We start from the raw sequence: 25,846 nt of genomic DNA, 5'->3' as shown, positions 1-25,846 counted from the left end.
TGACTACTCTAACGAGCATCAGATTGCGGTGTGTGAAGACGAAAATGAACCGAAAGTTCGACGTTCACAAAACACCGAAAGCTGTCACATATCCAATTTGCTGAAGCGAGGCCCAGGCCGCGACTCAGTACCCGAATTTCTTGACGACCATAGAGCATTGGAACCACCTGATCCCATCCCGAACTCAGTAGTGAAACGATGCATCGCCGATGGTAGTGTGGGGTTTCCCCATGTGAGAGTAGGTCATCGTCAAGATTAAATTCCAGAACCCCTGATTGCTAACGCAGTCAGGGGTTTTGTTTTGGGCGGTCGAAAATTCAAGCGCAGCTCATCCTCAATAAATACCGTACCGTTGGGCAAAACGATGCAAAGTGTTTCTGCATTTTTGGTATGGTGCAGCACATTTTCACAGGGATTGATCTTTCACCCGCAGGATGCGGCGTCGACCTTCTTCAACGAGATGCTGTAGAAATGCCTGAACCGATACCCATCAAAGATCACGAAAAAGAAAACCGTCTGGTCAACAAGCGCCTGCTCGCCTGTGCGCTGCTGGTGATTGGCATTTCCTCCGCCCTGGTGGGGCGCATGTACTTCCTGCAGGTCGTGCAGTTCGACTATCACTCCACGATTTCCGAAAACAACCGCGTCCACGTATTACCCATCACGCCGACGCGTGGGCTGATCTACGACCGCAATGGCGTCGTGTTGGCCGACAACCGCCCTAGCTATAACCTGACCATCACCCGAGAGCGCACCACCGACCTCAAGGGCGAGCTGGACGCCATCGTCAGTTTGCTGCACCTGCCCGCCGAGGATCGCGCGATGTTCGACAAGGCGCTGAAGCAGGCACGCCACCCCTTTGTCCCTGTGACATTGTTTTACGAGCTGACCGAAGAGCAGATCGCGTTGCTGGCGGTGAACGAGTTCCGTCTGCCAGGGGTTGATGTAGAACCTCAGTTCGTTCGCCACTATCCCCTGGGCGCCCACTTTGCGCATTCCATCGGTTACGTGGGACGGATCAACGAGAAAGAGTCCAAAGCCCTCGATTCGGTTGAGTACCGCGGCACTCAATCCATCGGCAAGACCGGCATCGAACGCTTCTACGAGTCCGAGCTGCATGGTCACGTAGGTTATGAAGAGGTCGAGACCAACGCCCAGGGCCGTGTGCTGCGTGTACTCAAGCACACCGATCCGATCCCCGGCAAAAACATAGTACTGAGCCTCGACGTCCACCTTCAGGAGGCGGCAGAAGAAGCCTTGGGCGATCGCCGTGGCTCGGTGGTTGCCCTCGACCCACAAACAGGCGAAGTGCTGGCCATGGTCAGCAAACCGAGTTTCGACCCTAACTTGTTCGTCACCGGCATCAGCTTCAAGGAATATGCCGCGCTGCATGACTCCATCGACCGGCCACTGTTCAACCGCGTCCTGCGCGGGCTCTATGCGCCGGGCTCGACCATCAAGCCGGAAGTCGCCATCGCCGGTCTCGACAGCGGTGTCGTCACTGCACAGACCCGTGTGTTCGATCCCGGTTACTACCAACTGCCGGATTTCGACCACAAATACCGCAACTGGAACCACAGCGGTGACGGCTGGGTCGACATGGACGCCGCTATCATGCGCTCCAACGATACCTACTTTTACGACCTGGCCCACAAGCTGGGCATCGATCGCCTGCACGACTACCTGGCTGAATTCGGCCTGGGCCAGAAAGTGTCGCTGGACATGTTTGAAGAGTCGGCTGGCTTGATGCCCTCCCAGGCCTGGAAGCGCGCCACTCGCCGCCAACCCTGGTTCCCGGGCGAGACCGTGATCCTCGGTATCGGCCAGGGCTACATGCAGGTCACACCGCTGCAACTGGCCCAAGCCACCGCGCTGATCGCCAACAAAGGCGTGTGGAACCGACCCCGCTTGGCCAAGACCATTAACGGCGTGCCACCGGTGGATGAAAACCCTATGCCCAATGTGGTCCTCAAGGATCCACGTGATTGGGAGCAGGTCAACCATGGCATGCAATTGGTGATGCACGACCCACGCGGTATCGCCCGTGCTGCCGCACAAGGCGCGCAATACCGTATCGCTGGCAAGAGTGGTACCGCACAGGTGGTCGCGATCAAGCAGGGCGAGCGTTATAACCGTGAAAAGACCCTGGAGCGCCACCGCGACAACGCGTTGTTCGTCGGCTTCGCCCCAGCCGAACACCCGAAAATTGTGATTTCGGTGATGATCGAAAACGGTGAAGCCGGCGGTCGCGTTGCTGGGCCGGTCGTACGCCAGATCATGGACGCCTGGTTGCTCGACCAGGAAGGTCACTTGAAACCGCAATACGCAACGCCGGCCAAAGCACCTGGAGACCCAAAGGTTTAAATCAGGCTTTCCACTCGTCCCATTGCTCTACGCCTTCATGGGCAAGCCAGGGCACATCATGGGCCATCCAGATGTGCGCGGTGGGTTTGAAGCCCGGATCATCGTCCAGCGTCGCCACCCGGACAATGACGTGAGGTTGATGCCCTCGTTCGGCCATCAGGTGCGAGCCGCAACGCGAGCAGAAATGCCTGAGCTTGCCCGGCGACGACTCGAAAGACGCCAGCAGTTCCACACCCTGGGTCCAACGAAAGTGTTCGCGCATCACGCCGGCTGTCGTGACAAATGCCGCTGCATGCACCTTGCGGCAGCTGTCGCAATGGCAGTGGCTGATCGGCATGTCCAGACGCCTCACCTGATACCGCACGCCCTTGCAGAAGCAACTTCCATTCAATGGGTCAGTCATAACGTAATTGCCGGATCAATAAAGGGGTCATCATCATTGCTTACAATCCCAGGTTGCGCATTGTTCGATGTCACCTACTGTCAATGGAGGAGGTGACTTATGCACGTATTGGATCGAATCGAACGGAAAGTCCTGCTCAACGCTTCACGCAAACAGGTGTGGGAAGCCCTCACCGATGCCGAGCAGTTCGGCCAATGGTTTGGTATCGCCCTCGAAGGCAAAGCCTTTGTTGCCGGGCAAACCATCGAGGCACCGATCACCTATCCGGGTTATGAACATGTGATCTGGAAGGCCAGGATCGAACGCATCCTGCCGCAAACGCTGTTCTCCTTCTGGTGGCATCCTTTCGCGGTCGAGGCGGGTGTCGATTATGACCAGGAAACCCCCACGCTGGTGGAGTTCACCCTTGAAGACCGTGCTCCAGGCATTCTATTGCGGGTGGTCGAGTCCGGCTTCGACACGGTGCCAGAAGCCCGTCGGCAAAAGGCCTTCAAGATGAACTCCCGGGGCTGGGATGAACAAATGGGCAACATCGAAAACTACCTGAACCAAGCCCGCCAGGCATGACTGCAACAACGGGCTCACTTCGTTGTAGTGCTTTTTAGAAGTCTACAGTCGCCGACAACTTGGCAACACGCGGGTCGCCCTGGCTCAGGAAACCGCCCTGGGCCGATTCCCAGTACTTCGTGTTGGCGACGTTCTCCACGGTGGCGCCGAGGGTGACATCACGCTTGGCAACCTTGAAGTTGTAACGCGCGCCTATATCGAAGCGGTTCCACGTCGGCAAGCTCAAGTTGTTGGCGGCGTCGGCGTACTGCCCGCCCGTGCGCAGCCAGCGGCCATTGAGGGTTACGCCTTGCAGGCCAGGCACATCCCACTCCACATCGGCGTTGAGCTGGAACGAAGGCACGCCGATTGCTCGGTTACCGTCATTGGCGCCGTTTTGCGTGTCCTTGAGTTCGGTCTTCATCACCGTCACACCGCCCAGCAAACGCAGGCCGCTGAGGGGCTCGCCGAAGACGTTCAGTTCCACGCCTTTGTTGATCTGCTGGCCTTCACGCACATAGCGCGCTGTAGTCGCATCGATGACCTGAACGTAGCCGGCCCCAGGCTGTTCGATACGGTATACACCCAGCGTGGCGCCATAGGTGCCCATGTCCACCTTCACACCCGCTTCGATTTGTTTGGAGCGAGCGGGCGCAAACGCCTGGCCGCCACCGATGATCGTCCGGTTACCCGAGTTGACCGGCGACGTCGGGCCTTGCGCAAGGCCTTCGATGCGGTTGGCGTAGAAGGACACGTGTTGCCACGGTTTGAACACCAGGCCGTAGACTGGCGTGGTAATTGACTCGTCATAGTTGGAAGTGCGCGTACCGCTCATGTAGTTGTAAGCCTGTACCACCATCTGCTGGCGGCGCGCGCCCAGCGTGACCAACAGGCGGTCATCGAAGAAGCCCAGGGTGTCGGACACCGCTGCGCTGCGCAAGAATGTTTTGCCTGTAATGGTAGGGTCGCTGAAATCAGTGCCTGGCGTATTGCGCGGGTTGTTCAGGGTGGGCGGAGCGCCGGTCACAGGGTCGTAGATATTGGTTCGGGTAGCCGTCGACGAGGCGTTGAACACATAGGCATTGCGTGCTTGAGTCCAGATACCGGCCAGGCCAAAGTTGAGTCGATGGCTCACAGGGCCGGTCTGGAAACTGCCGTTCAACCCGCCCATTAAGCTGCGGTTGTCTTCTTCGTGGGCGATGGTCGAGCGGCTTGCCAGGGCATTGCCGCTGTTGTCAGTCAGCGTGACCGACGAGTAGCGCCCCATTTCCCGGGTGTGCTTGGCACCGCCTGCTGCATAGGCCGTCCAGTTGTCGTTCAGGTCATACTCGGCGCGCAGCATCCCCAGGGTGTCTTCGAGGTTGGTGCTGCTCCAGCTCGGCGCGTAGTTGGTGTCTGCCGAAGGCGCATCCGGCACATGGGTGGCCGTGCCAAGGAATACCGAATTACGCCCACCGTTGATGCGCTGCTTCTGATACACGAAATCACTGGACAGACGCAACGCATCACCGCGGTAGTCCAGGCCCACGGTGAACAGCTTCGAGCGCTGATTTTCATCATCGATGCCGGTATCGCCTTCGCGCTGGGACAGGTTCACGCGTGCACCAACCTGGTTGTCCTCGCCGAAGCGCTGGCCAATATCCAGATGCTCGCCCACCCGGCCATCGCTGCTGATATCGGTACTGAAGCGACGCAGTGGCAGGTCATCGGCGCGCTTGGGTTGCAGGTTCACACCACCGCCTATCCCCGAGCCGGTCGGTGTCACACCATTGATGAAAGCATTCGGCCCCTTGAACACTTCCACACGCTCCAGGGCGTCGGTGGACATAATCTGACGCGGCAGGATGCCGTACAGGCCGTTGAAGGACATGTCGTCACCGGCGAGCGGCAGGCCTCGGATCATGAACGTCTGTGCCTGGTTGGCATAGCCAGACGCCTGGCGCACCGATGAATCATTGAGCAGTACATCGCCGATCGTTTCGGCCTGCCGGTCGCGGATCAATTTCTCGGTATAGGAGGACATGCTGAACGGCACGTCCATGATGTCCTGGTTACCCAGCACCCCCAACTGAGCGCCACGTGCCACCTGGCCGCCGGCGTATACCGGGGGCAGGGCGCCTGGCGCAGGGGCCTCGGCGCTGACAGTGGTGGCGCCCAGTTCCAGCGTGCCGGTTTCCTGGCTGGCGTGAGCCGAGAGGCTCAGGGAACAGCACAGGGCGAGCAGGGTGGGGCGATACGGCACAGCGAATGGAATACGGGCGGGCATGGTCGATCCTGACGGTGAACCGTCAATGGTGAGGGAAAGGGCAACAATGGTTGCGCTTCCTCACTGCGCGGATACAACCCCAGTGCAAATGATAGTAATTATTATTAACGTCATGCAACAATTTTGTGAGATTAAGGTCCGCGCGTTCGGATGCCGAGTAGAATCACGCCCTGAAAGCGATTCCTGAGGTGCGGTACGGTGGATTTACAGCAGGGTTTTGTCCTGACCCGGCATTGGCGCGATACCCCGGCGGGCACGGAGGTCAGTTTCTGGCTGGCCACCGACCAGGGTCCGAGGTTTATCCGCCTACCTGTGCAGACCTCGGTGATGTTCATCCCCGAAGCCCATCGCAAGCCGTTGGATTGGCTGCTCAAGGGCGAGCGCGATATCGAACTGCGCCCGTTGCAGTTGTGCGATTTCCATCACCGCCCGGTCCTGGGTCTGTACACCCGCCAGCACCGCCAGGCGATGGACGTGGAAAAACGCCTGCGCGCTGCGGGCGTCGACGTCTATGAGGGCGATGTGCGCCCACCCGAGCGCTACATGATGGAGCGCTTCATCACCGCGCCCGTGTGGTTCGGCGGCACCCCCGACGCTACCGGCGCACTCTGCGATGCGCAGATGAAACCCGCGCCCGACTACCGCCCGCCGCTGAAACTGGTGTCCCTGGACATCGAGACCACCGCCCAGGGCGATCTGTATTCCATCGCTCTCGAAGGCTGCGGCGAACGCCAGGTGTACATGCTCGGCCCGCCGAACAAAACTGACGTGGTGGATTTCAAGCTCGACTACTGCGACACCCGCGCCCAACTGCTCGAGCGCCTCAATCAATGGCTCGCCGAGCACGACCCCGACGCGATCATCGGCTGGAACCTGGTGCAATTCGACCTGCGCGTGCTCCACGAACATGCCCAGCGCCTCAACGTGCCGCTGATGCTCGGGCGGGGCGACGAGCCGATGGCCTGGCGCGAACACGGCAGCCGCAACCATTACTTCGCGGCGGCAGCGGGGCGGTTGATCATCGACGGCATCGAGGCCTTGCGCTCAGCGACATGGAGTTTCGAATCCTTCAGCCTGGAAAACGTCGCGCAAACCCTGCTCGGCGAAGGCAAGGACATCTCCACGCCGTACCAGCGCATGGACGAAATCAACCGCATGTTCGCCGAGGACAAGCCCGCCCTGGCTCGCTACAACCTCAAGGACTGCGAGCTGGTCACGCGGATTTTCGCCAAGACCGAACTGCTCAAGTTCCTCCTGGAACGCGCCAGCGTCACCGGGTTGCCGGCCGACCGCAACGGCGGCTCCGTCGCCGCGTTCACCCATTTGTACATGCCGTTGATGCATCGCCAGGGCTTCGTCGCGCCTAACCTGGGCGACAAACCACCCCAGGCCAGTCCGGGCGGCTTCGTCATGGACTCACGGCCCGGCCTCTACGAATCGGTGTTGGTGCTCGATTACAAAAGCCTCTACCCGTCGATCATCCGCAGTTTCCTGATCGATCCGGTCGGCCTGGTCGAAGGCCTCAAGCACCCCGACGACAGTGAATCGGTGGAAGGCTTTCGCGGCGCGCGGTTTTCCCGCACCCGACATTGCTTGCCGTCCATCGTTGCGCGAGTTTCCGAAGGCCGCGAAGTGGCCAAGCGCGAACACAACGCGCCGTTGTCCCAGGCCCTGAAAATCATCATGAACGCCTTCTATGGCGTGCTTGGCTCCAGTGGTTGCCGGTTCTTCGATACACGGCTGGCCTCGTCGATCACCATGCGCGGGCACCAGATCATGCGCCAGACCCGCCAGTTGGTCGAAGCCCAAGGCTACGAGGTGATCTACGGCGACACCGACTCCACCTTCGTCTGGCTCGGCAAAGCCCACAGCCAAGTCGAGGCCGGCCGCATCGGCCAGGCGTTGGTCCAGCACGTCAACGACTGGTGGCGCGAGCACCTGCACACCGAGTTCGGCCTGCAAAGCGCCCTGGAACTGCAATACGAAACCCACTTCACGCGCTTCCTCATGCCGACCATCCGTGGCGCGGAGGAGGGCAGCAAAAAGCGCTACGCTGGCCTGGTGGTGCACAGCGATGGCAGCGAGGACATGGTCTACAAGGGCCTGGAAACCGTGCGCAGCGACTGGTCGCCCCTGGCCCGGCGCTTCCAGCAGGAACTCTACCAGCGCATCTTCCATCGCCAGCCGCACCAGGACTACATCCGCGACTACGTGCGCCGCACCCTGAGCGGCGAGCTCGACGAGTTGCTGATCTACCGCAAACGCCTACGCCGCCGGTTGGACGACTACGAACGCAACGTGCCGCCCCATGTGCGCGCCGCGCGCCTGGCCGATGAGTACAACGACCGCCTGAACCGCCCGCGCCAATACCAGCGCGGCGGCTGGATCAGCTACGTGATCAGCGTCAACGGCCCCGAGCCGATGGAGGTGCGGCAAGCGCCCATCGATTACGATCACTACGTCACCCGGCAATTGCAGCCGGTGGCCGATGCGATCCTGCCATTCGTGAATGACGATTTCAGTACCTTGGTCGGCGGGCAAATGGGTCTGTTTTAAAACGCTTGATTCGTCCGTGCGCGAGCCTGCACTCTTGGTCACTGACGACCACCTTGACGGCGCAGCCCCATGACCGAACTTACCTTGACCGGCACTACGGTCGAACTCCTACCCCTGCAACGGGCACACAAGGCCGCCTTGCTCGAGGCCGCCGCCGATGGCGAATTGTGGAACCTCAAGGTCACCAACGTGCCGGGCCCGGACACTGTCGACCAGTACATCGACACCGCCCTGGCCGGGCGCGATGCCGGTAGCGTGATCCCGTTCACCCTGGTGCGCCGCGACACCGGCCAGGTGGTCGGCAGCACGCGGTTCTGGAAGGTCGACCGGGTCAACCGCAAACTGGAAATCGGTCACACCTGGCTGGCGCTGTCCACCCAGAAAAGCGCCATCAACACTGAAGCCAAACTGTTGCTGCTGACCTACGCGTTCGAAGTATTCGGCTGTGTGCGTGTTCAATTCACCACCGATGAACTCAACGAAAAGTCCCGCGTCGCGATCCTGCGCCTCGGCGCCGTGCAGGAAGGCATCGTGCGTCACGAACGCATCATGCCCGACGGGCGCAAGCGCAACTCGGTGCGTTTCAGCATCATCGACTCGGAGTGGCCGCAGGTAAAAGCCAACCTGCAGGCCAAACTGCAACGCTAGGAGGACAGGTCCATGTATACGCTCTACGGCATCGACGAATCCGGCTCCTGCATGATCGAAATTGCCCTGCAGCGCTGTGCGGTGCCGTGGCGCAGGGTCGACGCGGCTTCCTGGGCAGAGGGCGAGGGCAGTGACGAACTGGCTCGTATCAACCCGCTCAAACAGGTGCCGACCCTTGTGACGCCTGACGGCCAGGTGCTGACGGAAAGCGCAGCGATCCTGATCCACCTGGGCCTGGAATTTCCCGCCTCCCACCTGTTGTCCGGCAACCGCGCGCAGATCATTCGCGGCCTGGTGTATATCGCCGCCAATTGCTACTCGGCGATCGGCATCATCGACTACCCGCAACGCTGGCTCGGTAACGTCAACGAAACCGTGCAGGCCCAGCTTGTCACCGGCACACGACGCTACCTTCACCAGGCCTGGGTGGTGTTCGCCGGTCAGTTTGCCGACCAGTTGTTTGCCCCGGACAACACCCCGAATGCACTGGGCCTGATGGCGGCGGCGGTGTCGCGCTGGGATGAGGCACGCGACGCGTTGAGCGGCCTGGCGCCAGGCTTTGCCCTGAGCCTGGCACAAGTGGACGCCGACCCCATCGTCGCGCCCGTATTTGCTCGGCATTGGCCGGAGTGGAAGGTCTCATGATGTTTCCGCAATCAGTGGAAACAATGACAGTCGCAGCCATCAAACCCTTGCGTGGCGGGCGTCCTGTCCTACGCTTTCTTAAAGTGGTGTAGGAATCATCCTTGAATTTGACTGTCGCAGACATGAAACTCAAGAACCCTGCATGGAATTCAAAGGAGGTGCGCATGCTCATCCGGTCGCTGACCCTGGCTACCTTGATGGCTTTTACGGGGCCGCTGTTGGCTGCTGATGATATCAACCCGCTCAAGCAGGACTTGGGCAAGGCCCGGCCGCTGGTGGTGGTGGAGCTTGATGCAGGCAACGACACCTTGGCCAAGGTCAAAAATCAGCTGGACGAGCCTGCGACCAAGCAGTCCTTTGAAGAACGCAGCATGGTGTTCTACACCGTGAAGTTCGGCAGCATCGGTGCTGAAGGCGAGAAATTCGCCAAGGACCCCAAGGACAGCAGGAAACTCACCCCGCCGGAAACCAACGCGCTGATCCGTGCCCTCAAGCTGGGCGCCGGCAGTGGCACCAAAGTGATCCTGGTGGGCAAGGACGGCGAGAAAAAACTCGAGAAGACCGTACCGCCGGATACCCTCGACCTGAAGGCATTCTTCAGCGCCATCGACCAGATGCCGATGGCCGAGAAAGAAACCGCTGCACCGGCCGAGCCTGAACCCGCCGCCGCACCAGCGGAGAAGCAGGGTGCCAAGGCTGGCACCAAACCTGGCAAGCCCGCCAAGCATGCCGCGCCGCAACCATTGGACGACTGATCCTGTGCGGGAGCTGGGCAGTCGGCTCCCGCAGCAGAAACCTGCAGTAACAGCTCTGCGAAGAATATGATAAACGTTATCATTTACGCCTTGTTCTTCGCGCGCGACCTCTAAGTCCTTGATCTCTACGTCACCGGCCCCTTCAACCTGCTCGATCGCGAGTACTTCAGCTACGCCGGCAACCACGGCGTGTACGGAGCGCCGCGCAACCTGATGACCCGTGTCAAATACGCTTTCTGACGCAATGATTGAACGGCGCCCTCAAGGCGCCGTTTTTGCGACAGACGCCTTGCGCACCGGAAACGGAAAGTAGAAAAACCGCAGGAACGCCACCCGCTTGATCACTTCCCCGATCAACAACGGCACCACCACCGCCACCACAAACCCCACGCAGGCCGCGACAAACGCGGGCAGCCCCAGGCGCTCCAGCAGGTCGACCGTCTTGTGCTGGATCTCGCCGTGGAAGATCAGCAGGATCAAGGTGTTCTGACCGATGTAGGTCATGGCCCGCGTGACCCAGGTCGACACCATCAATACGCGCGCCAGCGCCCAGCAGGCGTACACGCCGATCACGGCCGGCAGGGTGGTCCAGAACCAGTGGTCGTAGCGTCGCTGCGCCAGGTCCATGGTGTCCCAGGTGAAGGTGAACACCACAACGAACAATGCAATCGAAATCAACAGGGTCAGCCAGGAGCCCGCGTGGGTGCGCAGCCAATCACGCAGCAGGTAGCCGACAATGAAATAAGTGCTGCTGATCAAGGTGATATCCAGGCTGAATGGCAGGCCCGGCAGCACCCAGGTATGCCCGCCTAGCGCGACTGGCAACTGCCAGAACCACGGCAGCATCCAGACGCCCACAATCAACTGCAGCGTTACCAGCGCGCAACTGAGCAACAGCGACAGCTTCAGGCGCTGGATCAGGCGCAGCATCACCCAACTGAACAGGATCGCCACCCAGAAGTGCGGCAGGAACCACAGCGCCTGCCACGGAATGGTATCCACCGAGGCGTACAGCACACCGCCGATATCCGGCAACAGCGGCTGGCCACGCAGAATGCTGCGCACGATCACATAGGTGAGCATGGTGAAGAAAAACGGTTTGAGCAGGCCATCGGCCTTGCGTATCGCCATCTCCACGAACGGCTGCTCGGGCTTGAAGAACACACCCGACAGAAAAAAGAACAGCGGCAAGATGAACGACGCCAGCACCGGGTATAGCAAGTCCGGCGAAGTGGCGACGAACCAACTGTGGGCAAACACGATCACCAGGATGCCGATGCCTTTGGCGATATCCATTTGAATCCAGCGATGTTTCATATGAGTTGTCCTGATCGATCATTCATGCTTTGCGCCACGGTCTCAGCCAGAGTGCCATGCCCAGCAATACCACCGCGCCAGCCAGGGTGCTCAGCCCCAGTTGCAGCCACACGCCTTCAATCCGAAACAGCGCCAACGCCGCCACGCCCATCAGCACCGCGCTGAGCAGCCAGCTCCGAGCCCAGGGCAGGGCGCCGAGCAAGGCCTGGCGTTGCATCAGCAGCAACGCGGTGCAGAGCACGCCGGCCAGCGCAGCCAGCGGAATCCCGGCCAGGCCGAACACAAACGGCAGCACGCCCAGCAACAGCACATTGGCCAGGCTGCCGAGCAGTTCACAACGCAATGGCTGGCGCGTATCGCCTGCAGCGTAGGCGTAGCGCGCGAGCAGGGCGTTCCAGGCGCCGAACACCAGCGGTACGGCAAACCAGGCGAGCAGCAGCGGCAACGGCGAGTCCAGCGATTGCTTGGGCAGCAGCAACGCCACCAGGCTCGGCGCCGCCGCCACCAGGCCGACTCCGGCGGGCAGGGTCAGCACGCTGGCGGTTTCCAGGCCACGCTTGAGCAGGGCCAGGCGCTCGTCGCCCTGGCGCCGACTCATCATGCCCAGCAACACCTGGTTGAGGCTCATCAGCGCAATCAGCGGCAGGTTCATCAGCTTGCGCGCCAGGTTGACCCAGGTCACCGCACCTTCGCCCAGCAAGGACGCCACCAGCCGTTCGATCAAGGCCAGGCCCTGGCTGGCGCCGTTGCTCAACAGCAGCGGGCCGATGCGTTGGCCCAGCTCCCGCAGTGGTGCCCACGACCGCTGCCAATGCCACGGCCGCCAGCCCTGGCGCCACATCGACGGCAGCAACGCCAACGGCATCAACAGGCTGCCGGCCAGGCAGGCCAGGGCCAATGAGTGAGGTTGAGTGGCGGTGCCGGCGAAGGCAAGGTAGGCCACCGGCGGCAGGTTGAACAGCAACGAGCCCAGGCCCGCCAGTACAAAGCGCTCGCTGGCTTGCAACGCAATGCTGAACAGCGCATGCAGCATCAGCCCCGGCACACACCAGGCGACAATCTGCAAGTTGCTGCTGGCGAGCGCCGTGGCACTGGCGGCCAGGCCGGGCCCGAGCAGTTGCACCAGCCACGGCGCCAATACAGTCAACAGCAGGCTGGTGACCAGCGCGATCGACAGCAACGCCGGGAACAACACCGCCAGCCAGCCCAGCCGCTCGTCGTCCTGGCGCGCCAGGTACAGCGGCAGCGCCGCTGCACTCAGCACACCGCCGGCCAACGACATGCGCAGCGCCTCCGGCAAGAACAGTGCGATCAGGAACGCATCACTGCGCTCGCCCGCGCCCCAGGCCGCCACCAGCAACCACTCACGGGCAAAGCCCAGGCACAGCCCCAGCAGCGTCGCCAGCGTCAGCCATGCGGCAGAGCCCAGCATCAGCGCTGTACGCCGTCGAGCAGCGTTTTGCGCGACGTTATGCTTTTCACCTGCGGCAGGCGCGCCGGAAACAGACGCCGCGCTTCCAGCACATTGATGCCCACCATCAGCCAGAACAGCGCGACCATCACCACGGCAAAGCTGAAGTAGTGGTCAAACAGGCCGCTGACCAGTGCCGAGAGAATCCCGGCGGTGGTGCCCAGCCACAGCGCGTTGTCCTTGGTCAGGCGGATCGGGCCGCGTTCCGGGCGGGCTTCACGCCACCAGCGCACGGTCACGGCCACGAAGAACAGCATGCCGACGATGCCGGTCTTGTAGATGAAGTTCAGCCACAGGTTGGAAATGCCCAACAAGTGGGTGTCGGGGACGGGCGGGTCGACCTTGAAGCCGATGCCGAACGGATACGCCATCACCGCCTGCGGGAACATGCGGTACTCGTCGAAACGCACTTCGGTACTGGCGTTGCTCGATGAGAAAATCGTCGCCAGGCGCTCCTGCAACGGCGGATACGCGATCACCAGCGCCACCGTCAGCGCCGCGCCGATCATCAGCAGGCGCCCGGTGTACGGCACCCGGCGCGTGGCCATCCATAGCAGCACCAGCGCCAGGCTGACCATCGCGCCACGGCTACTGGCCAACAGCAAGGCGGCGGCGCCCAGGCACGCCACGCCCAGGCCCAGTGCGCGTTTCCAGCCTTGCTCGGTCATGCCGAAGCAGAACGCCAGGGGCAGCAGCAACGCCATGATCCCGCCGATGGCATTCGGGTGCATCCACGGCGAGCCCATGCGCGACGACATCGCCTCCAGGCCGAACTTGAGCATATCGAAGTTGCCGTAATTGAACAGCGCCAGCACCGGTGCAATACCGGCCCCGGAGCGTGTGCGCACGAACACCGCAATCGACAGCACCAGCATCGCCAGGCTGCCCAGCAGCAGGGCGATCACCAGGGATTCGCGGTGCTTGTGGTCCACCAGCAACTTGGCACAGAGGAACACCGCCGACAGGCTCAGCAACCAGCGCAGCCAGTTGGCGACGCCGCTGGTGTCGGCGTGAATAGTGACCTGGCCGACGATGAACGGGAACACGCTGAACAGCATCAGCCACAACAGCATCTGGTCGGTGGGCCGACGGGTGAGGCTCGGCGTATCCGGCAGGCGCGCCAGGAAGTTGTGCCACAGGACCGCGCCCCAGGTCAGCGCCAGGATCGCTTCGCTGACGGTACTGCGAATGCCCAGGTTGACCGTGGAATACGGCATGAACGTGGCGACCAGGGCGAACAGCACCAGGCCCCAGAACGGAAAACGCAGGATGGTCACCGCACCGGCCAGGCCGATCACGGCGAGGAACGCCTTGGCCGGCGACAGCAGCAGAGCGGCGGCGCCGAACAACAGGCCGAACAGTATGGCGACGAGGCTGGGCAGGTTCACGTTCACTTCAGCTCCTCGATCAGTTCGGCCAGGCGCCCGCGATAGGCGCGATGGTTAAAGCGTTCTGCCCACTGCCGGCATTGTTCGGGCGATTCATCGGCGGCCCGCTCGCCGAGGCTGATCATCAGCTGCGTCAGCGCTGGACCATCAGTGGGCGAAAAGCGCGGTGCCGACGGCGGGGTGATTTCATCCAGCGATGTGCCGCTGGCCACCGCCACCGGCGTGCCGACGCTCAGGGCTTCGATCACCGGCAGGCCAAAACCTTCGGCGTAAGACGGTTGCCACAGGCGCGACGCCTGGCGGTAAAGCGCATGCAGTTCGGCATCCGACACGCCACTGAGTGCACGAATCCCAGGCAGGCTGCGCTGGTTTTCAGGCAAATGATCGAGGCTGCCCACCAGCACCAACTCCGGCACGCCGGGGGACTGGCGCCGCGCCTGCTGCCAGGCCTCCACCAGGAACGGCACGTTCTTGCGCAGCTCGCGGGTGCCCACCAGCAACCAATAGCGCTCGGGCAATTGGCGCGGGCCGAGGTCCGCCGCCAGTTCGGTAAAGCCGTCGACCTGATTGGGCAGCACACGAATCTTGCCCGCGGCCTTGGGAAACAACCGCGCGGTTTCATCGGCGCTGTACTGCGACGGCGTCCACACCCGGTCGGCGCTGTGCACCGCGTAGGTGATCGACAGGCGATCGCTGGTCTTATAGATGAGCGCCTTCAAGCGGTTGGCGTGGTAGTTGTTCAAGGTGATCTGGAACAGGTCATGCAACAGCACCACGGTGCGCAGGCCCTTGGGTTTGGGCGGCAACGGCAGGCCCATGTTGAAGGTGCTGATGTACAGGTCGATGTGGTGCTCGCGCAACGCCCGTGGCAGAAACCCGGCTTCGAAGCGCAGGCGATTCTGCGGCTGGTGCATGGCGGTCTTGGCGCAACCCCAGGCCGGGCAGTGCGCCTGCAAGCGGGTTTCATCGCCCAGGGGTGCCACGGTAAACCGCTCGAGCTCGATGCCGGGCAGGCCGTGCAGGGCGCTTTCCAGCGCGTACACCTGGCGGCTGATGCCCGATTGCGGCGAGGTGCCGACGGTGCGGTAATCCAGGCCTACACGCATGCGGGCTCCTTTTGATTCTGGGGCAAAAGGGTCGTGTAGACCTTTTCCAGCTGGCTGGCGGCGACGTTCCAGTCATGGGCACGACGCACATAGGCGCGGCCGGCTTCACCCATGGTCGTGGCGGCATCGGGAAATTGCAGCAGGCGCACCACCGCATCCGCCAGGCTCGCAGCGGTTTGCCCGCCGAGGTAATCCAGGCCTTCCACCAGGTCCAATCCCGATACGCCTTGCTCGGTACTTGCCAGCGGCAAGCCGGCGGCCAAGGCTTCCAGTACCTTGAGCTTGGAGCCGCCGCCATGGCGCAACGGCGCCAGGAACACCGAGCAGCTCGATTGCAGGCTCAGCAGGTCGGGCACAAAACCCTGCCACTCGATACGCGGGTCCGGCCAGCGTGCGCGCCAGCTATCGGGCATGCCGAAGCCGCACACGCTCATGCGTACGTCGGGGCAGCGTTCCCAGACCTGGGGCAGGATTTCATCCAGGGCCCATTCGATGGCGTCCACATTGGGCGCGTATTCGTAGTTGCCGAGAAACAGCACGCGTTGGGTGGTTGGGTCGGGACGGGCGGCGGCGAAGTGATCGCAATCCACGCCGTTGACCACCACCGACACCGGCTTGCCAGCGATTTTTTCCAGTACCTGCGCATCGCTGTCGGTCACCGCGACCACCTGGGCGGCCTGGCGCATCACGCGGCGTTCCCAGCGGGCGTAGCGCCATTGATCGTAGCGAATGAACGGCAGCGACCAGCCCGGCAAACGGTCATACGTGGCGGCGCCAAGGGCCGATTCAACGTTGTGTTCCGTCAGCACAAAGGGTTGGGACTTGCGCGCCAGCACCTCTTCATACGGCTGGAAGCTGTAGCTGTGTTCGATTTGCACCACGTCCCAAGGGTCACCCAGCAACCAATTGAAGGTGTCCTGCAATTCACCCGACAAACCATTCACGCTGGCCAGCAGCGGGTACGGCGCAAACAGCCCGGCCAACAGGGTCGTGACGCTGCGCAGAGGGCGGCGCGGCAGGATGATCAGTTGTTCGAGAAACGCTTCCAGCACCTGGCGGTCGCTGAGCGACACCGGGTGTTTGTCATGCAAAAGCAGGGTGATCCGATGCCCGCGCGCGGCGAGGTTGCGCAGCAGATGGAACTGGCGCGTCTTGCCGCCGCTGGTGGCGGGCCAGGGTGAGTAGGGCAGGATCCATAAAATACGCATGGCAGGCCTCAGTCCCATAACAGAATTTGCAGGTTCGACTTGACCGGCACGGTCAGGCCGCTGGTGCCGCTTACCGGGGTTTGTGTGCCGCGCAGCGGGTCGTACAGGGTGGCGCTGGCCAGGCCCGGCAAGTGGGCGTTGCCGCCCTGGGCCGACCAGAAGAACCACAGCTTGCGCCCGTCGGCGCGGGTCCATCCGATGCTGAACAGGCCGTCGGGCAACTGGTCGGCAACCGGCGGATCGCCCGGCGTGAGCGTCGGCCCACTGACGTCGAGGAAGTTCTTCAAGGCGGTGTAGACGGGCTTGGGGTTGGTGTCGATATCCAGCAAGCCGTAGGAGCGGTCACGCACGCTGGCGCGCTGGTCGAGGTCGCTCAAGGTGAACAGGAAGATCTTGTCGAAATCCATCGCACTCATCAGCGCCAGGCGGCGGACCACGTAGTCGGCCTGGGCCTGGAGGGTGATGATGTCCTGGGCGTCTTTTGGCCCCTTGTAGGTTGACCAGCCCCACTCGGTGCTCCACAGCGTGTTCACGCCGCCATGGCGCAGGGCCTGGTTGAGCTGGGTGGTCTTGGCGATGAAGTCCAGGTTGGCCGGGTCGTTGCCTTCGGGCAATTGGGTATAGGGGTGGTAGGAGATCACTGTATTCAGGCTGGCCACGCCGAGTGCGCCCAGGGCGTCGAACATGGTCTGGCCACTGGGCATTTCGCTGAAGAACGCCATGCCGGCGGCCACCACCGGTTTGCTCGGGTTCACTGCGCGCAAGGCGTTGGTGGTGACGGTCAACAGATTCGCGTACCCGGCAGGGTCTGCCGCCGGGCGCCAGAAGCCGAGCAGGTTCGGTTCGTTCCAGACTTGCCAGGCCTCGACGCTGGGGTAGAGCTGCGACAGCAGAGCCATGCGGTTGGCAAACACATTGGGGTCTTTCGGCGGGTACTGGTCCGGGTACATCGACAGCGGCGGGGCGCTGCTGATAAAACGCGCCGACCCCACCAGGTAAAACACCGACTTGATCTGGTTCTGCTGCAGCTTGCCCACCAACTCGTCGAGGGTGGCGAGCTTGTATTGGTTCTGCGCGGTTTCCAGCTGATCCCAATGCAGATCCAGGCGCACCCACTCCAGGCCCAGGGCCTTGAGGCGGTCGATCTGCTTCTGGTAGCGCTCGGGGCTGAACCACAGGAACTGCGCATTCACCCCCAGGAAGTCCTTCCAGACCACCTCCTTGCTGCCCTTGAGCACATGGCTTTCGGCATCCGCCTGGCGTCCCCACAAGAATGCGGTCAGGCCCAGGGCGGCGACCACCGCGAGGGTGGCCAGGTAGGTGCGTTTACGCGCCATAGGGGGCTCCGGTGATGGCCTGCTCGAAGAGCTGCTTGAATTTCCGCGCGGTCAACGGCCACACGCGCTCACGGCCGATTTCGCCGGCCCGTTCGGCCCAATCCCGGGCCAGCAGCGGCGTACGCGCCAGGCGCAGCAGCTGTTCGCCGAGCGCGGCTACATCACCCTCGGGGTAGATCGCGCCGTTGCCGCTGGCGACTTCCTCGGCAAACGCGCGGGCGTCGGAGGTGATCGCGCCGCGCCCGCAGGCGGTGGCCCAGGACAGTGCGCCACTGGTGCCACGCTGGCGCCCCAGCAGGCCGAGTTTTTTCGATTCACGGTAGGGCAGCACCATCACGTGGTGCGCCTGGATGGTCTGGGCGATGTCATCCGCCGGCAGGTTCAGGCGCCAGTCGATGGCGTCGGTCAGGTCCAGCGCCGCGATCTGTGCGTTCAACTGCTCCAGGTAGTTACCGCCTGCGCCAAACGCCATTTCCGCGGCGGTGCCGCCCGCCAGTGTCAGGCGCACGCGGTCGCGCAATTCGGGGGCTTGCTTGAACACATCCGCCAGTGCCTGCACCAGGTCTTCGATGCCTTTGCCTCGGTAGATAAACCCGAAATACAGCAGGCGCAGCGTGGCGAGGGGCGGTATTGGTGCCGCCGGGATCGGCAGATTGGCATGGTTGATCACCGCAACTTTGCCGGCCGGCAGGTGCATGCGCTGGCTCAGGCAGTCGGCGCCCAGGCGGGTGAGGGTCACCAGCCGGGTCAGCCCCTTGGCGACCTGGCGCTCTTCGCGCAGGGTCAGCGGGTCGGCCAGCACCACGGCTGCCTGCGGCAGTGGGCTGGGCAACCTTTCCATCAGGTTCAAGGGGAACGGCAGGTGCTCGCGGCGCCACACGATGCGTTCCGGGTCATGCACCGTGGCGGTCAGCGGCAACTGGGGGTAAGCCTTGCGCAATTCACGCAAGGCCAGGAATTCCCCCAGGCGCCCGCCGCCCAGTTCGGCGTGTACCAGGTCGACGGCCTGCCAGTCGAACGCGTCGATGGCCTGTTTGATCGCTCCGGAGTTGCCCGCCACCCCGGCCAACGGCGTCAGCACCGTCACACCAAGGTGTTCCAAGGCCGTGCGGAAATGGTTCGCGTAGTCGGCGATCCCGTTTTTCTCCGGCGGCAAGGGGGCGAGCAGGGCGATTCGCATCAGAACGCTCCCCGGTACTTGCCGATGGTGCGCAGCACTTTGCCCGGCACTTCAAACTTGCGACGGTTGATGATAATGCCGTCCACCTTGCCGAACGCGGTGTTGAGGATCGACAACGCATGCTCCACCACCGGCACGGTACTTTTGCGCGCTTCCACCACCAGCCCGATCAGGTCGGCGCGACGCAGATCGACGAACGCCTCGCGGTTGTCCAGCAGGGCCGAGGCATCCAGCAGCACCACTTCACCCGGCGCAGCAGCGTGCGGCCCGCCGACGCGCACGTTGATGCCGTTTTCACTGAGCAATTGGCGCAGTTGCTCAACCACAAAGGTCACCCCTTCGCCGTGACGCGCCGAGGTCAGGCCCAGGGTCACGCCCTGTTCGGCAATGCGCTCGGGCTGCAGCAGGCTGTACAAACGGTAGATGCTCGCATTGAACGCGTTGGTGCTTTGCGCGGTGGAGGTGTCCAGCTCCGGCAGGGTGGTCCACAGCGGCAGGCCGAACTTGCGCTCCACCAGGCCACCGTCGTGAATCCGCTGGTCGAGCAGGTAGCACAGGTAGATCACCAGCAGGCCGACCACGATGGCGAACGGGATCGCCAACACCAGCATCACCAGGGTTTTCGGGAAGATGCGGCCCGGGTTCAGGGTGGCTTCTTCGATCACGGCGATGTTGCTGATCTGGCTGTTGTCCAGCTCACGGTCGATGCGCGATTTTTCCAGGTTATCCACGTACAGCGCGTAGTTGCGCTCGGTGGTGTTCAGCTCGCGGGAAAGGCGAGCCAGCTCCGGCTCGATCTCCAGGGCCTGCTTGCGTTGCTCTTCCAGGTTCAACAGTTGTTTCTGTTGTTGCACCAACTGGGTACGCAGCGCCACGTTGTTGCTGGTTTCATCCAGCAACACGCGCTGCAAGTGAATTTCCAGGGTGTTCGGCGCACGGTTCTCCGAGGCTTGCACCGTGTTGCTCTCGCTGTTGACCTGCATCTGCATGGCCCGGATCGACGCGTCCAGGGCTTTGACCGGCGGCGCATTGTCGGTATAGGTGCGCATCATGTCGGCCTTTTCCAGCAGCTTCTGGTTGAGCAGGCGACGCAAATCCTGCTGCTGCGGGTTCAGGGCGATCTGGCGTACGGTGGTGACTTCCTTGGGTTGGCCCTTGAGCTGGGTGCGCGTGCTCTGGATCGCGCTGTCGGACGAGGCGATCAACCGCGTCGTGTTGAAGGTCTCACCGCGCAGCACGTTGATGCGCTCGGACAAATCCTCCAGGCGGTCGGTGATGCTCGCCGCGCCGATCTGGTTCAGGTGCGTGAGGATCTGCTCCTTGTAGCTCTTGATCTCGGTGGCACTGTTGGCTACCTGGCCTTCGTAGAACGCGTACAGGCTTTTGCGCCCCAGGGCCTCGGTACGCTCGTTGATGTAGGTCTCGACCCAATCCTTGACCACCGCCTGGGCGATCTCGGGGTCACCCCACTTGAAGCTGATGTCCATCACCGTGGAACCGACGGCGTGGCTGACCTCGAAGTTTTTCTCCAGGCTGGCGGCCAGGCGTTCCACCGGCGTGGTTTTCTCCACGATACCGACGGTTTCAAGCACTACGCGCAGGCCATCGAACACCGCGCCCACGCCGCTCTTGACGTAGTACTTGGTGCGCTTCCAGAAACCTTCCGGCGGCGGCGCGTTTTCAATCACTTCCAGGTAATGTTCGGCCACCGCGCGTACGATCGGCCGGCCGGTGAGCAGGCGCTCTTCGTCGACAATCGGGTCGCGTTGGGTGCTGGGCATTACCAGCGCCTGGCGGTTGCTGATCTCGATGGGCAAGGTCGAATCACGCCCTGGCTTGACCAACAGGCGCGCGGTGGACTCGTACTTGGCCGGCAGCAGGAACGCTCCCAGCAGGATGATCACCAGCGCGGCAATCGCCGCCAGCTTGAACTCATGCCGGAAGATGAAGAACAAGCGCAGAAGATCACGAAAAGAACGGATCTCGATCATTGGGATGTCGCTCCTTTAGTTGTTGCCGCCGCTGGTTCGGGTGTAGTTGTAGCCAACCCCGATCGACTTGGTGAACGGGATCAGTTGGTTCATGTAGGTATCCACCCCCTGGATGCGTTCGCCCACGTTGGACTTGGGCACGAATACCACATCGCCGCGTTGCAGGCGCACGGGTTTGCGTCCGTTGGGACCGGTCTTGAGCAACTGGCTGAAATCCAGGAAGTACGCGCGATAGGCACCCTGGGCGTCTTCGCGCAGCAGGGCGACCATGCTGGCGTTGCCTGCCGGGCTGACCCCGCCGGCACCGATGATGGCTTGTTCCAGGGTGTTGGCCGTGGCGATCTGCACCGCCGTCGGGTTGTTCACCGCGCCGCCGACGATGATCGAGCCGCTCGGCGCCTGGTTGATGTTCACCGTCACACGCGGTTCGCGGTAGATGGGCGCGAGTTTGCCGGTCAACTCCGTGGCCAGCTCCGACGGCTGGCGACCGGCGACCTGCACCGGCCCCAGGAACGGGTAGTTGATCTTGCCGTCGGTCTGCACCGTGTACAGCGTCAGCTCATAGATGGTGCTGACGTTGAACGCCGACAGTGTCGGCATCTCGCCGGCATCGCGGACGATGCGCAACTGGTCGCCGATGCGGATGCGCTCCACCGCCGGCGGCAATTGTGCCAGCTGGTCGAGGGCGCGTTTGCCGGCCTCGACGGTGTCACTGTCGGGCGGGACGATGCGTGCCGGCGTATTGCAGGCGGCCAGGGCCACCATGGCCACGACGAGCAGGGTTCGTTTCATCAAGGGGGACTTCCTGTGGGTCATGATGCTCACCTCCAATAACCGGGAAACATGCTGATGCGCCGCTTGAGGGCGAGGGGGAGGCGGCGCTCCAGATGGCCCAGCCGGTAGCCGAGCAGTTTGAACGCGCTGCGCACCAGTACTTCGGGAACACGGTGCAAGGCACCGGCCTTGCGCAAGGCCGCCAGTTCAGCCAGCACGTAGCGTTTGCCTTCGCTACCGGCATCGCCAAAGGCCTGCTTGATCCACGGTTCGCGGCCGTAGAACACGCCGATATCGAAGTAGCGGTGAAACTCATCCATGAGCTTGTAATCGTGCGAGTGATGCACCAGCGCCGTGGCGGCGTAGCGCACCTTGTAGCCTTCGAGCAGCATGCGCGCCGCCACATAGGCGTCCTCGCTGCCGATCACATCCGCCGGGAAACCGCCCACCGCCTCCAGCACGCTGCGCCGGTAGACGGAAAACGAGTCGGAACTGAAGCAGGTCTTGATCCCCAGCTCCGGCGCATCGGCCAGGCTCTTGCTGCGGCTTTGCTCCGGGTAGTTGAAGTGCCGCGATTGCGCACCCAGTACTCCGGCATCGGGGTGCGGCAACTGACGACCGTAGGCCACGCCGTTGAGCGGGTCCTGCTGCAATTCGGCGAGCAGGTTGGCGAAGGTTTCCGGGGTGGCGGGGATCGCATCCTGGGTCATCACGATCAGCGCGTCGCCGCTCACCTGCCCACTGGCCCAGCGCCGGGTGCCGCCGTGGTTGAAGTCACGCGCGTCGATCACCTCGACCCGCGCCCCGAATTCGCGAAAGCGCGCCACAGTGTCATCGTTGGAGGCGCTGTCCACCACCAGCATCTCGTCGGGTTGCAGGGTTTGCATCTTCAGCGCCGGCAGCAGGCGGCCCAGATGGCTGGAAGCGTTACGGGTCGGGATGATCAGTGAGGTGAGCATGTCATTTCTTCACTTCTGCGGGCGCGCGCCCGTAGATGTCGTCGAAACGCACGATGTCGTCCTCGCCCAGGTACTCGCCGCTCTGCACCTCGATCATCACCAGGTCGATGATGCCGGGGTTGGTCAGGCGGTGTTTGTGCCCGGCGGGGATGTAGGTGGACTCGTTGGCGTTGATCAGGAATTCACGCTCGCCGTTGGTGATCTGCGCCGCACCGCTGACCACCACCCAGTGTTCGCTGCGGTGGTGGTGCATCTGCAACGACAGCGACGCCTGGGGCTTGACCACGATGCGCTTGATCTTGAAGCGGCTGCTTTCCTCCAGCACGGTGTAGGTGCCCCATGGCCGGGTGACGGTGCGGTGCAGGCTGTACGCCGGGTGGTTCTGGCGCTTGAGCTCGGCGACGATGTAGCGCACGTCCTGGCTGCGCTGGGCGTCGGCGATCAGCAGGGCGTCGGGGGTGTCGACGATGATCAGGTCGCGCACGCCCACGGCGCCGAGTACGCGCTTGGGCGAGTCGATGTAGCAGTTGTGCACGTCGTGCAGAATCGCTTCGCCGTTGACCTGGTTGCCATGGGCGTCGCTGGGGGTGAGCTGGCGCAGGGCTTCCCACGAGCCGATGTCGCTCCAGCCGATGTCGCAGGGCACCACGGCGACTTGCCTGGATTTCTCCATCAGCGCCACGTCGATGGACACATCCGGCGCGCTGCCGAAGGCGTCCGCGTCCAGCTCACGCTGGCGTGAGGTCTTGTTCTGCAGGCTTTGGCTGTGCTCCAGCGCGGCGCGGGCAGCGTCCAGTACGTCCGGTGCATGGGCGGCGAGTTCGTCCACCAGGGCGCTGGCCTTGAAGCAGAACATGCCGGCGTTCCACAGGTGTTTGCCGCCGGCGAGGTAGCCTTGGGCGGTGGCCAGGTCGGGTTTTTCCACGAAGCGCTTGACCCGATGGCCGGTGCCCAGCGCCTCGCCCTGTTCGATGTAGCCAAAGCCGGTTTCCGGATGATCCGGCTGAATGCCGAAGGTCACCAGGTAGCCCGCTTCGGCCAGGTCGCGGGCCTGGGTCACGGCCTCGGCGAACGCCACTTCATTGAGGATCAGATGGTCGGCGGGCATCACCAGCAACTGCGCGTCACCGCCGAAATGCTCCTGCACATGCAACGCCGCCACGGCAATCGCTGCCGCCGTGTTGCGGCCGAACGGCTCCAGCAGCAGGTCCAGGGGCAGATGGGCCTTGTTGACCAGGCGGTAGTCATCCAGGGTGCGGAACAGCAGGTCGCGGTTGGTCACTGTCAGCACGCTTTCCACACCCGGCAGCTTGGCCGCGCGCTGGAAGGTTTTCTGCAGCAGGCTCTGGCCGTCGCGCATGCGCATGAACGGCTTGGGCATGTTCTGCCGGGACACCGGCCACAGCCGCGTGCCCGAACCACCGGAAATAATGCAGGGAATCAATCCGTTGAGTGTGTTCATCAATAGACTTCCTTGGTGGAAAGGACGGCCGGGACCGTCATGAAAACGATGTACAAGTCGAACCACACCGACCACTTGGAGATGTACTCCAGGTCGTATTCGACCCGTTTCTGGATCTTGAACAGGGTGTCGGTCTCACCCCGGTAGCCGTTGATCTGCGCCCAGCCGGTGATGCCCGGCTTGACCCGGTGCCGCGAGCTGTATTCGCTGACCGCCACTTCGAAGGGAATGCCCGCAGCCTTGGTCGCAGTGGCATGCGGGCGCGGGCCGACCATGGACATGTTGCCCAGCAGCACGTTGAACAGTTGCGGTAGCTCGTCGATGCTGGTCTTGCGGATGACGCGGCCGACGCGGGTGATGCGCGGGTCTTCGCGGGTGGTCTGGCGTTCCGCGGTGAAGTCGCTCTGGTCGGTGTACATCGAGCGGAACTTGAACACGCGGATTTCGTTGTCGTTGTAGCCATAGCGGTTCTGGCGGAACAGCACCGGGCCTTTGGAATCGAGCTTGATCGCAATCGCCGTCATCAGCATCACTGGTGACAGGCATACCAGCGCCAGGCTGGCCAGCAGCAAGTCCTCGCAGCGCTTGATTACCGGCGACCAGCCGCGCAACGGCAATTGCGAGGTGTTGAACATCAGGATGCCGCCCACGTCGGTAATCTTGCTGTGGCCGTAACGCAGGGCGGCCATGTCTGGTACCAGCATCACGTTCACCGATAGCTGCCGCAGGCGGTTGACCAAACCATGGATGCGCTGCTCGGCGGCCCAGGGCAGGCAGATCATCACCTGGTTGACCTGCTCGGCGCGGATCAGCTTTTCCAGGTCGCGGGTGTTGCCCAGCAGGGGCAGGTTGCTCAGTTCCTTGGGAATGCGTTCGGTGCGGTCGTCGATGAACCCGACCAGGCCGGAGCGGATGTCACCGTTGCGCAGCAGGTGATCGGCAACGTGTACGGCGGTGTCGGTAAAACCCAGGATCACCGTGCGTTGCAGGAATTTGCCGGCACGCATCAGCTTGCGATACAGGCGCAGCATCAGCAGGCGCTCCAGGCAGAACAGCGCCAGGCTGGCGACGTACCAGGTCACCAGGTTGCGTGGGGTCAACTGCGGGAACATTTGCAGGATCTGGTACATGAACAGCAGGATGCAGAACGCCGCCGACCAGGCCTTGATCTTGGTTTTCAGGCGCAGGCGATTGCTGAACAGTTCTTCGGAATAGATGCCCAGCGCCTGGAACAAAATAATGGTGAGGACCGCGAAAAATACCAGCAGGCCCAGGAAGTGGGCGCGCAGCTCAGGGGCCATCGGGTCGAGCAAGAGCACCAGGACCATGGGGGGCAGAATGGCCGTCAGGCCATGGACCAACTTGACGAAAACAACAAAGAACTCAACAAAACCGGCGCGCGTTAAGAACAGGCTGTCGACGGACGACTTCTCTCGCATACAAACATCCCTCATTGCACTCCAGGCTTCA

General features: G+C 62.6%; 20 protein-coding genes and 1 rRNA gene. 7 read left to right on the top strand and 14 right to left on the bottom strand.

Going from position 1 to position 25,846, the window contains the following annotated elements:
* The first annotated feature begins 139 nt into the window (after positions 1 to 139).
* A 5S ribosomal RNA gene (rrf, locus tag BM110_RS16380) occupies positions 140 to 255 on the top strand.
* Positions 256 to 471: 216 nt separating this feature from the next.
* Positions 472 to 2,364 carry a penicillin-binding protein 2 gene (gene mrdA / locus BM110_RS16375; protein ID WP_093513828.1) on the top strand — a complete coding sequence of 631 codons (1,893 nt, stop codon included), beginning with the start codon at positions 472 to 474 and terminating at the stop codon, positions 2,362 to 2,364.
* Between the two features lies 1 nt (position 2,365).
* Here mrdA and BM110_RS16370 read toward each other — a convergent pair whose 3' ends face one another.
* Entirely contained in the window at positions 2,366 to 2,767 is a 402-nt protein-coding gene (locus BM110_RS16370; protein ID WP_092249497.1) for a GFA family protein, read from the bottom strand.
* Positions 2,768 to 2,866: 99 nt separating this feature from the next.
* On the opposite strand from BM110_RS16370, the gene BM110_RS16365 reads away from it, so the two are divergent.
* Positions 2,867 to 3,334 (top strand): SRPBCC family protein, encoded by a 468-nt coding sequence (locus BM110_RS16365; protein WP_092249500.1) that lies wholly within the window; start codon positions 2,867 to 2,869, stop codon positions 3,332 to 3,334.
* Positions 3,335 to 3,368: 34 nt separating this feature from the next.
* Here BM110_RS16365 and BM110_RS16360 read toward each other — a convergent pair whose 3' ends face one another.
* The gene (locus BM110_RS16360; protein ID WP_093513827.1) at positions 3,369 to 5,579 is read right to left on the bottom strand and encodes a TonB-dependent receptor; all 2,211 of its coding nucleotides are present in this window, start codon (positions 5,577 to 5,579) and stop codon (positions 3,369 to 3,371) included.
* Between the two features lie 198 nt (positions 5,580 to 5,777).
* Here BM110_RS16360 and BM110_RS16355 point away from each other — a divergent pair, with 198 nt between their 5' ends.
* The 4 genes from BM110_RS16355 to BM110_RS16340 all read left to right on the top strand — a co-directional run bounded on the left by BM110_RS16355 (position 5,778) and on the right by BM110_RS16340 (position 10,183).
* Complete coding sequence (locus tag BM110_RS16355; RefSeq protein ID WP_092249506.1) at positions 5,778 to 8,135, top strand: DNA polymerase II; 2,358 nt, start codon at positions 5,778 to 5,780, stop codon at positions 8,133 to 8,135.
* Between the two features lie 69 nt (positions 8,136 to 8,204).
* Entirely contained in the window at positions 8,205 to 8,783 is a 579-nt protein-coding gene (locus BM110_RS16350; RefSeq protein ID WP_093127035.1) for a GNAT family N-acetyltransferase, read from the top strand.
* 12 nt (positions 8,784 to 8,795) lie between these two features.
* On the top strand, positions 8,796 to 9,428 hold the full coding sequence (locus BM110_RS16345) for a glutathione S-transferase N-terminal domain-containing protein (RefSeq protein ID WP_092249512.1): 633 nt from the start codon (positions 8,796 to 8,798) through the stop codon (positions 9,426 to 9,428).
* A gap of 164 nt (positions 9,429 to 9,592) precedes the next feature.
* Positions 9,593 to 10,183, top strand: coding sequence for a DUF4174 domain-containing protein (locus BM110_RS16340; protein WP_092249515.1), 591 nt, complete (start codon positions 9,593 to 9,595; stop codon positions 10,181 to 10,183).
* A 261-nt stretch (positions 10,184 to 10,444) separates the two neighbouring features.
* On the opposite strand, the gene BM110_RS16335 is transcribed toward BM110_RS16340, so the two are convergent.
* The 12 genes from BM110_RS16335 to BM110_RS16280 are packed head-to-tail and all read right to left on the bottom strand — an operon-like array spanning position 10,445 to position 25,815.
* Entirely contained in the window at positions 10,445 to 11,500 is a 1,056-nt protein-coding gene (locus tag BM110_RS16335) for an acyltransferase family protein (protein WP_093513826.1), read from the bottom strand.
* A gap of 22 nt (positions 11,501 to 11,522) precedes the next feature.
* Positions 11,523 to 12,932, bottom strand: a complete 1,410-nt coding sequence (gene murJ, locus BM110_RS16330; RefSeq protein WP_093513825.1) for a murein biosynthesis integral membrane protein MurJ — start codon at positions 12,930 to 12,932, stop codon at positions 11,523 to 11,525.
* Positions 12,932 to 14,359 (bottom strand): O-antigen ligase family protein, encoded by a 1,428-nt coding sequence (locus BM110_RS16325; RefSeq protein WP_093513835.1) that lies wholly within the window; start codon positions 14,357 to 14,359, stop codon positions 12,932 to 12,934. Before BM110_RS16325 ends, murJ begins: the two co-directional genes overlap by 1 nt.
* Before the next feature lie 2 nt (positions 14,360 to 14,361).
* Positions 14,362 to 15,465 carry a glycosyltransferase family 4 protein gene (locus BM110_RS16320; protein WP_093127049.1) on the bottom strand — a complete coding sequence of 368 codons (1,104 nt, stop codon included), beginning with the start codon at positions 15,463 to 15,465 and terminating at the stop codon, positions 14,362 to 14,364.
* Entirely contained in the window at positions 15,456 to 16,673 is a 1,218-nt protein-coding gene (locus tag BM110_RS16315; RefSeq protein WP_092249528.1) for a glycosyltransferase family 4 protein, read from the bottom strand. Before BM110_RS16315 ends, BM110_RS16320 begins: the two co-directional genes overlap by 10 nt.
* A gap of 8 nt (positions 16,674 to 16,681) precedes the next feature.
* Positions 16,682 to 18,010, bottom strand: a complete 1,329-nt coding sequence (locus BM110_RS16310; RefSeq protein ID WP_093513824.1) for a GH39 family glycosyl hydrolase — start codon at positions 18,008 to 18,010, stop codon at positions 16,682 to 16,684.
* Positions 18,000 to 19,190: a glycosyltransferase gene (locus BM110_RS16305; RefSeq protein WP_093513823.1), complete on the bottom strand. Its 1,191-nt coding sequence runs from the start codon at positions 19,188 to 19,190 to the stop codon at positions 18,000 to 18,002. Before BM110_RS16305 ends, BM110_RS16310 begins: the two co-directional genes overlap by 11 nt.
* Positions 19,190 to 21,181 (bottom strand): GumC family protein, encoded by a 1,992-nt coding sequence (locus BM110_RS16300; protein ID WP_071489727.1) that lies wholly within the window; start codon positions 21,179 to 21,181, stop codon positions 19,190 to 19,192. Before BM110_RS16300 ends, BM110_RS16305 begins: the two co-directional genes overlap by 1 nt.
* Before the next feature lie 15 nt (positions 21,182 to 21,196).
* The gene (locus BM110_RS16295) at positions 21,197 to 21,973 is read right to left on the bottom strand and encodes a polysaccharide biosynthesis/export family protein (RefSeq protein ID WP_071489726.1); all 777 of its coding nucleotides are present in this window, start codon (positions 21,971 to 21,973) and stop codon (positions 21,197 to 21,199) included.
* A 29-nt stretch (positions 21,974 to 22,002) separates the two neighbouring features.
* Positions 22,003 to 22,914 (bottom strand): glycosyltransferase family 2 protein, encoded by a 912-nt coding sequence (locus BM110_RS16290; protein WP_092249537.1) that lies wholly within the window; start codon positions 22,912 to 22,914, stop codon positions 22,003 to 22,005.
* Position 22,915: 1 nt separating this feature from the next.
* On the bottom strand, positions 22,916 to 24,376 hold the full coding sequence (locus BM110_RS16285) for a mannose-1-phosphate guanylyltransferase/mannose-6-phosphate isomerase (RefSeq protein ID WP_092249540.1): 1,461 nt from the start codon (positions 24,374 to 24,376) through the stop codon (positions 22,916 to 22,918).
* Positions 24,376 to 25,815 (bottom strand): undecaprenyl-phosphate glucose phosphotransferase, encoded by a 1,440-nt coding sequence (locus BM110_RS16280; RefSeq protein WP_092249543.1) that lies wholly within the window; start codon positions 25,813 to 25,815, stop codon positions 24,376 to 24,378. Before BM110_RS16280 ends, BM110_RS16285 begins: the two co-directional genes overlap by 1 nt.
* Positions 25,816 to 25,846: the final 31 nt, after the last annotated feature.

The organism is Pseudomonas sp. NFPP28 (assembly GCF_900115535.1).
GTDB lineage: Bacteria > Pseudomonadota > Gammaproteobacteria > Pseudomonadales > Pseudomonadaceae > Aquipseudomonas > Aquipseudomonas extremorientalis.
Note: the sequence above shows the minus strand (reverse complement) of the source record. Positions and strands in the feature narration are given on the sequence as shown.

Excerpts from the sequence above, each read along its gene's own strand:
- BM110_RS16340 (WP_092249515.1), top strand. The coding sequence starts at position 9,593 with ATGCTCATCCGGTCGCTGACCCTGGCTACCTTGATGGCTTTTACGGGG.
- BM110_RS16315 (WP_092249528.1), bottom strand. The coding sequence starts at position 16,673 with ATGCGTATTTTATGGATCCTGCCCTACTCACCCTGGCCCGCCACCAGC.
- BM110_RS16370 (WP_092249497.1), bottom strand. The coding sequence starts at position 2,767 with ATGACTGACCCATTGAATGGAAGTTGCTTCTGCAAGGGCGTGCGGTAT.
- BM110_RS16305 (WP_093513823.1), bottom strand. The coding sequence starts at position 19,190 with ATGCGAATCGCCCTGCTCGCCCCCTTGCCGCCGGAGAAAAACGGGATC.
- BM110_RS16365 (WP_092249500.1), top strand. The coding sequence starts at position 2,867 with ATGCACGTATTGGATCGAATCGAACGGAAAGTCCTGCTCAACGCTTCA.
- BM110_RS16290 (WP_092249537.1), bottom strand. The coding sequence starts at position 22,914 with ATGCTCACCTCACTGATCATCCCGACCCGTAACGCTTCCAGCCATCTG.
- BM110_RS16285 (WP_092249540.1), bottom strand. The coding sequence starts at position 24,376 with ATGAACACACTCAACGGATTGATTCCCTGCATTATTTCCGGTGGTTCG.
- BM110_RS16345 (WP_092249512.1), top strand. The coding sequence starts at position 8,796 with ATGTATACGCTCTACGGCATCGACGAATCCGGCTCCTGCATGATCGAA.
- BM110_RS16360 (WP_093513827.1), bottom strand. The coding sequence starts at position 5,579 with ATGCCCGCCCGTATTCCATTCGCTGTGCCGTATCGCCCCACCCTGCTC.
- BM110_RS16335 (WP_093513826.1), bottom strand. The coding sequence starts at position 11,500 with ATGAAACATCGCTGGATTCAAATGGATATCGCCAAAGGCATCGGCATC.
- BM110_RS16310 (WP_093513824.1), bottom strand. The coding sequence starts at position 18,010 with ATGGCGCGTAAACGCACCTACCTGGCCACCCTCGCGGTGGTCGCCGCC.
- mrdA (WP_093513828.1), top strand. The coding sequence starts at position 472 with ATGCCTGAACCGATACCCATCAAAGATCACGAAAAAGAAAACCGTCTG.
- BM110_RS16320 (WP_093127049.1), bottom strand. The coding sequence starts at position 15,465 with ATGCGTGTAGGCCTGGATTACCGCACCGTCGGCACCTCGCCGCAATCG.
- BM110_RS16350 (WP_093127035.1), top strand. The coding sequence starts at position 8,205 with ATGACCGAACTTACCTTGACCGGCACTACGGTCGAACTCCTACCCCTG.
- BM110_RS16300 (WP_071489727.1), bottom strand. The coding sequence starts at position 21,181 with ATGATCGAGATCCGTTCTTTTCGTGATCTTCTGCGCTTGTTCTTCATC.
- BM110_RS16295 (WP_071489726.1), bottom strand. The coding sequence starts at position 21,973 with ATGAAACGAACCCTGCTCGTCGTGGCCATGGTGGCCCTGGCCGCCTGC.
- murJ (WP_093513825.1), bottom strand. The coding sequence starts at position 12,932 with ATGCTGGGCTCTGCCGCATGGCTGACGCTGGCGACGCTGCTGGGGCTG.
- BM110_RS16280 (WP_092249543.1), bottom strand. The coding sequence starts at position 25,815 with ATGCGAGAGAAGTCGTCCGTCGACAGCCTGTTCTTAACGCGCGCCGGT.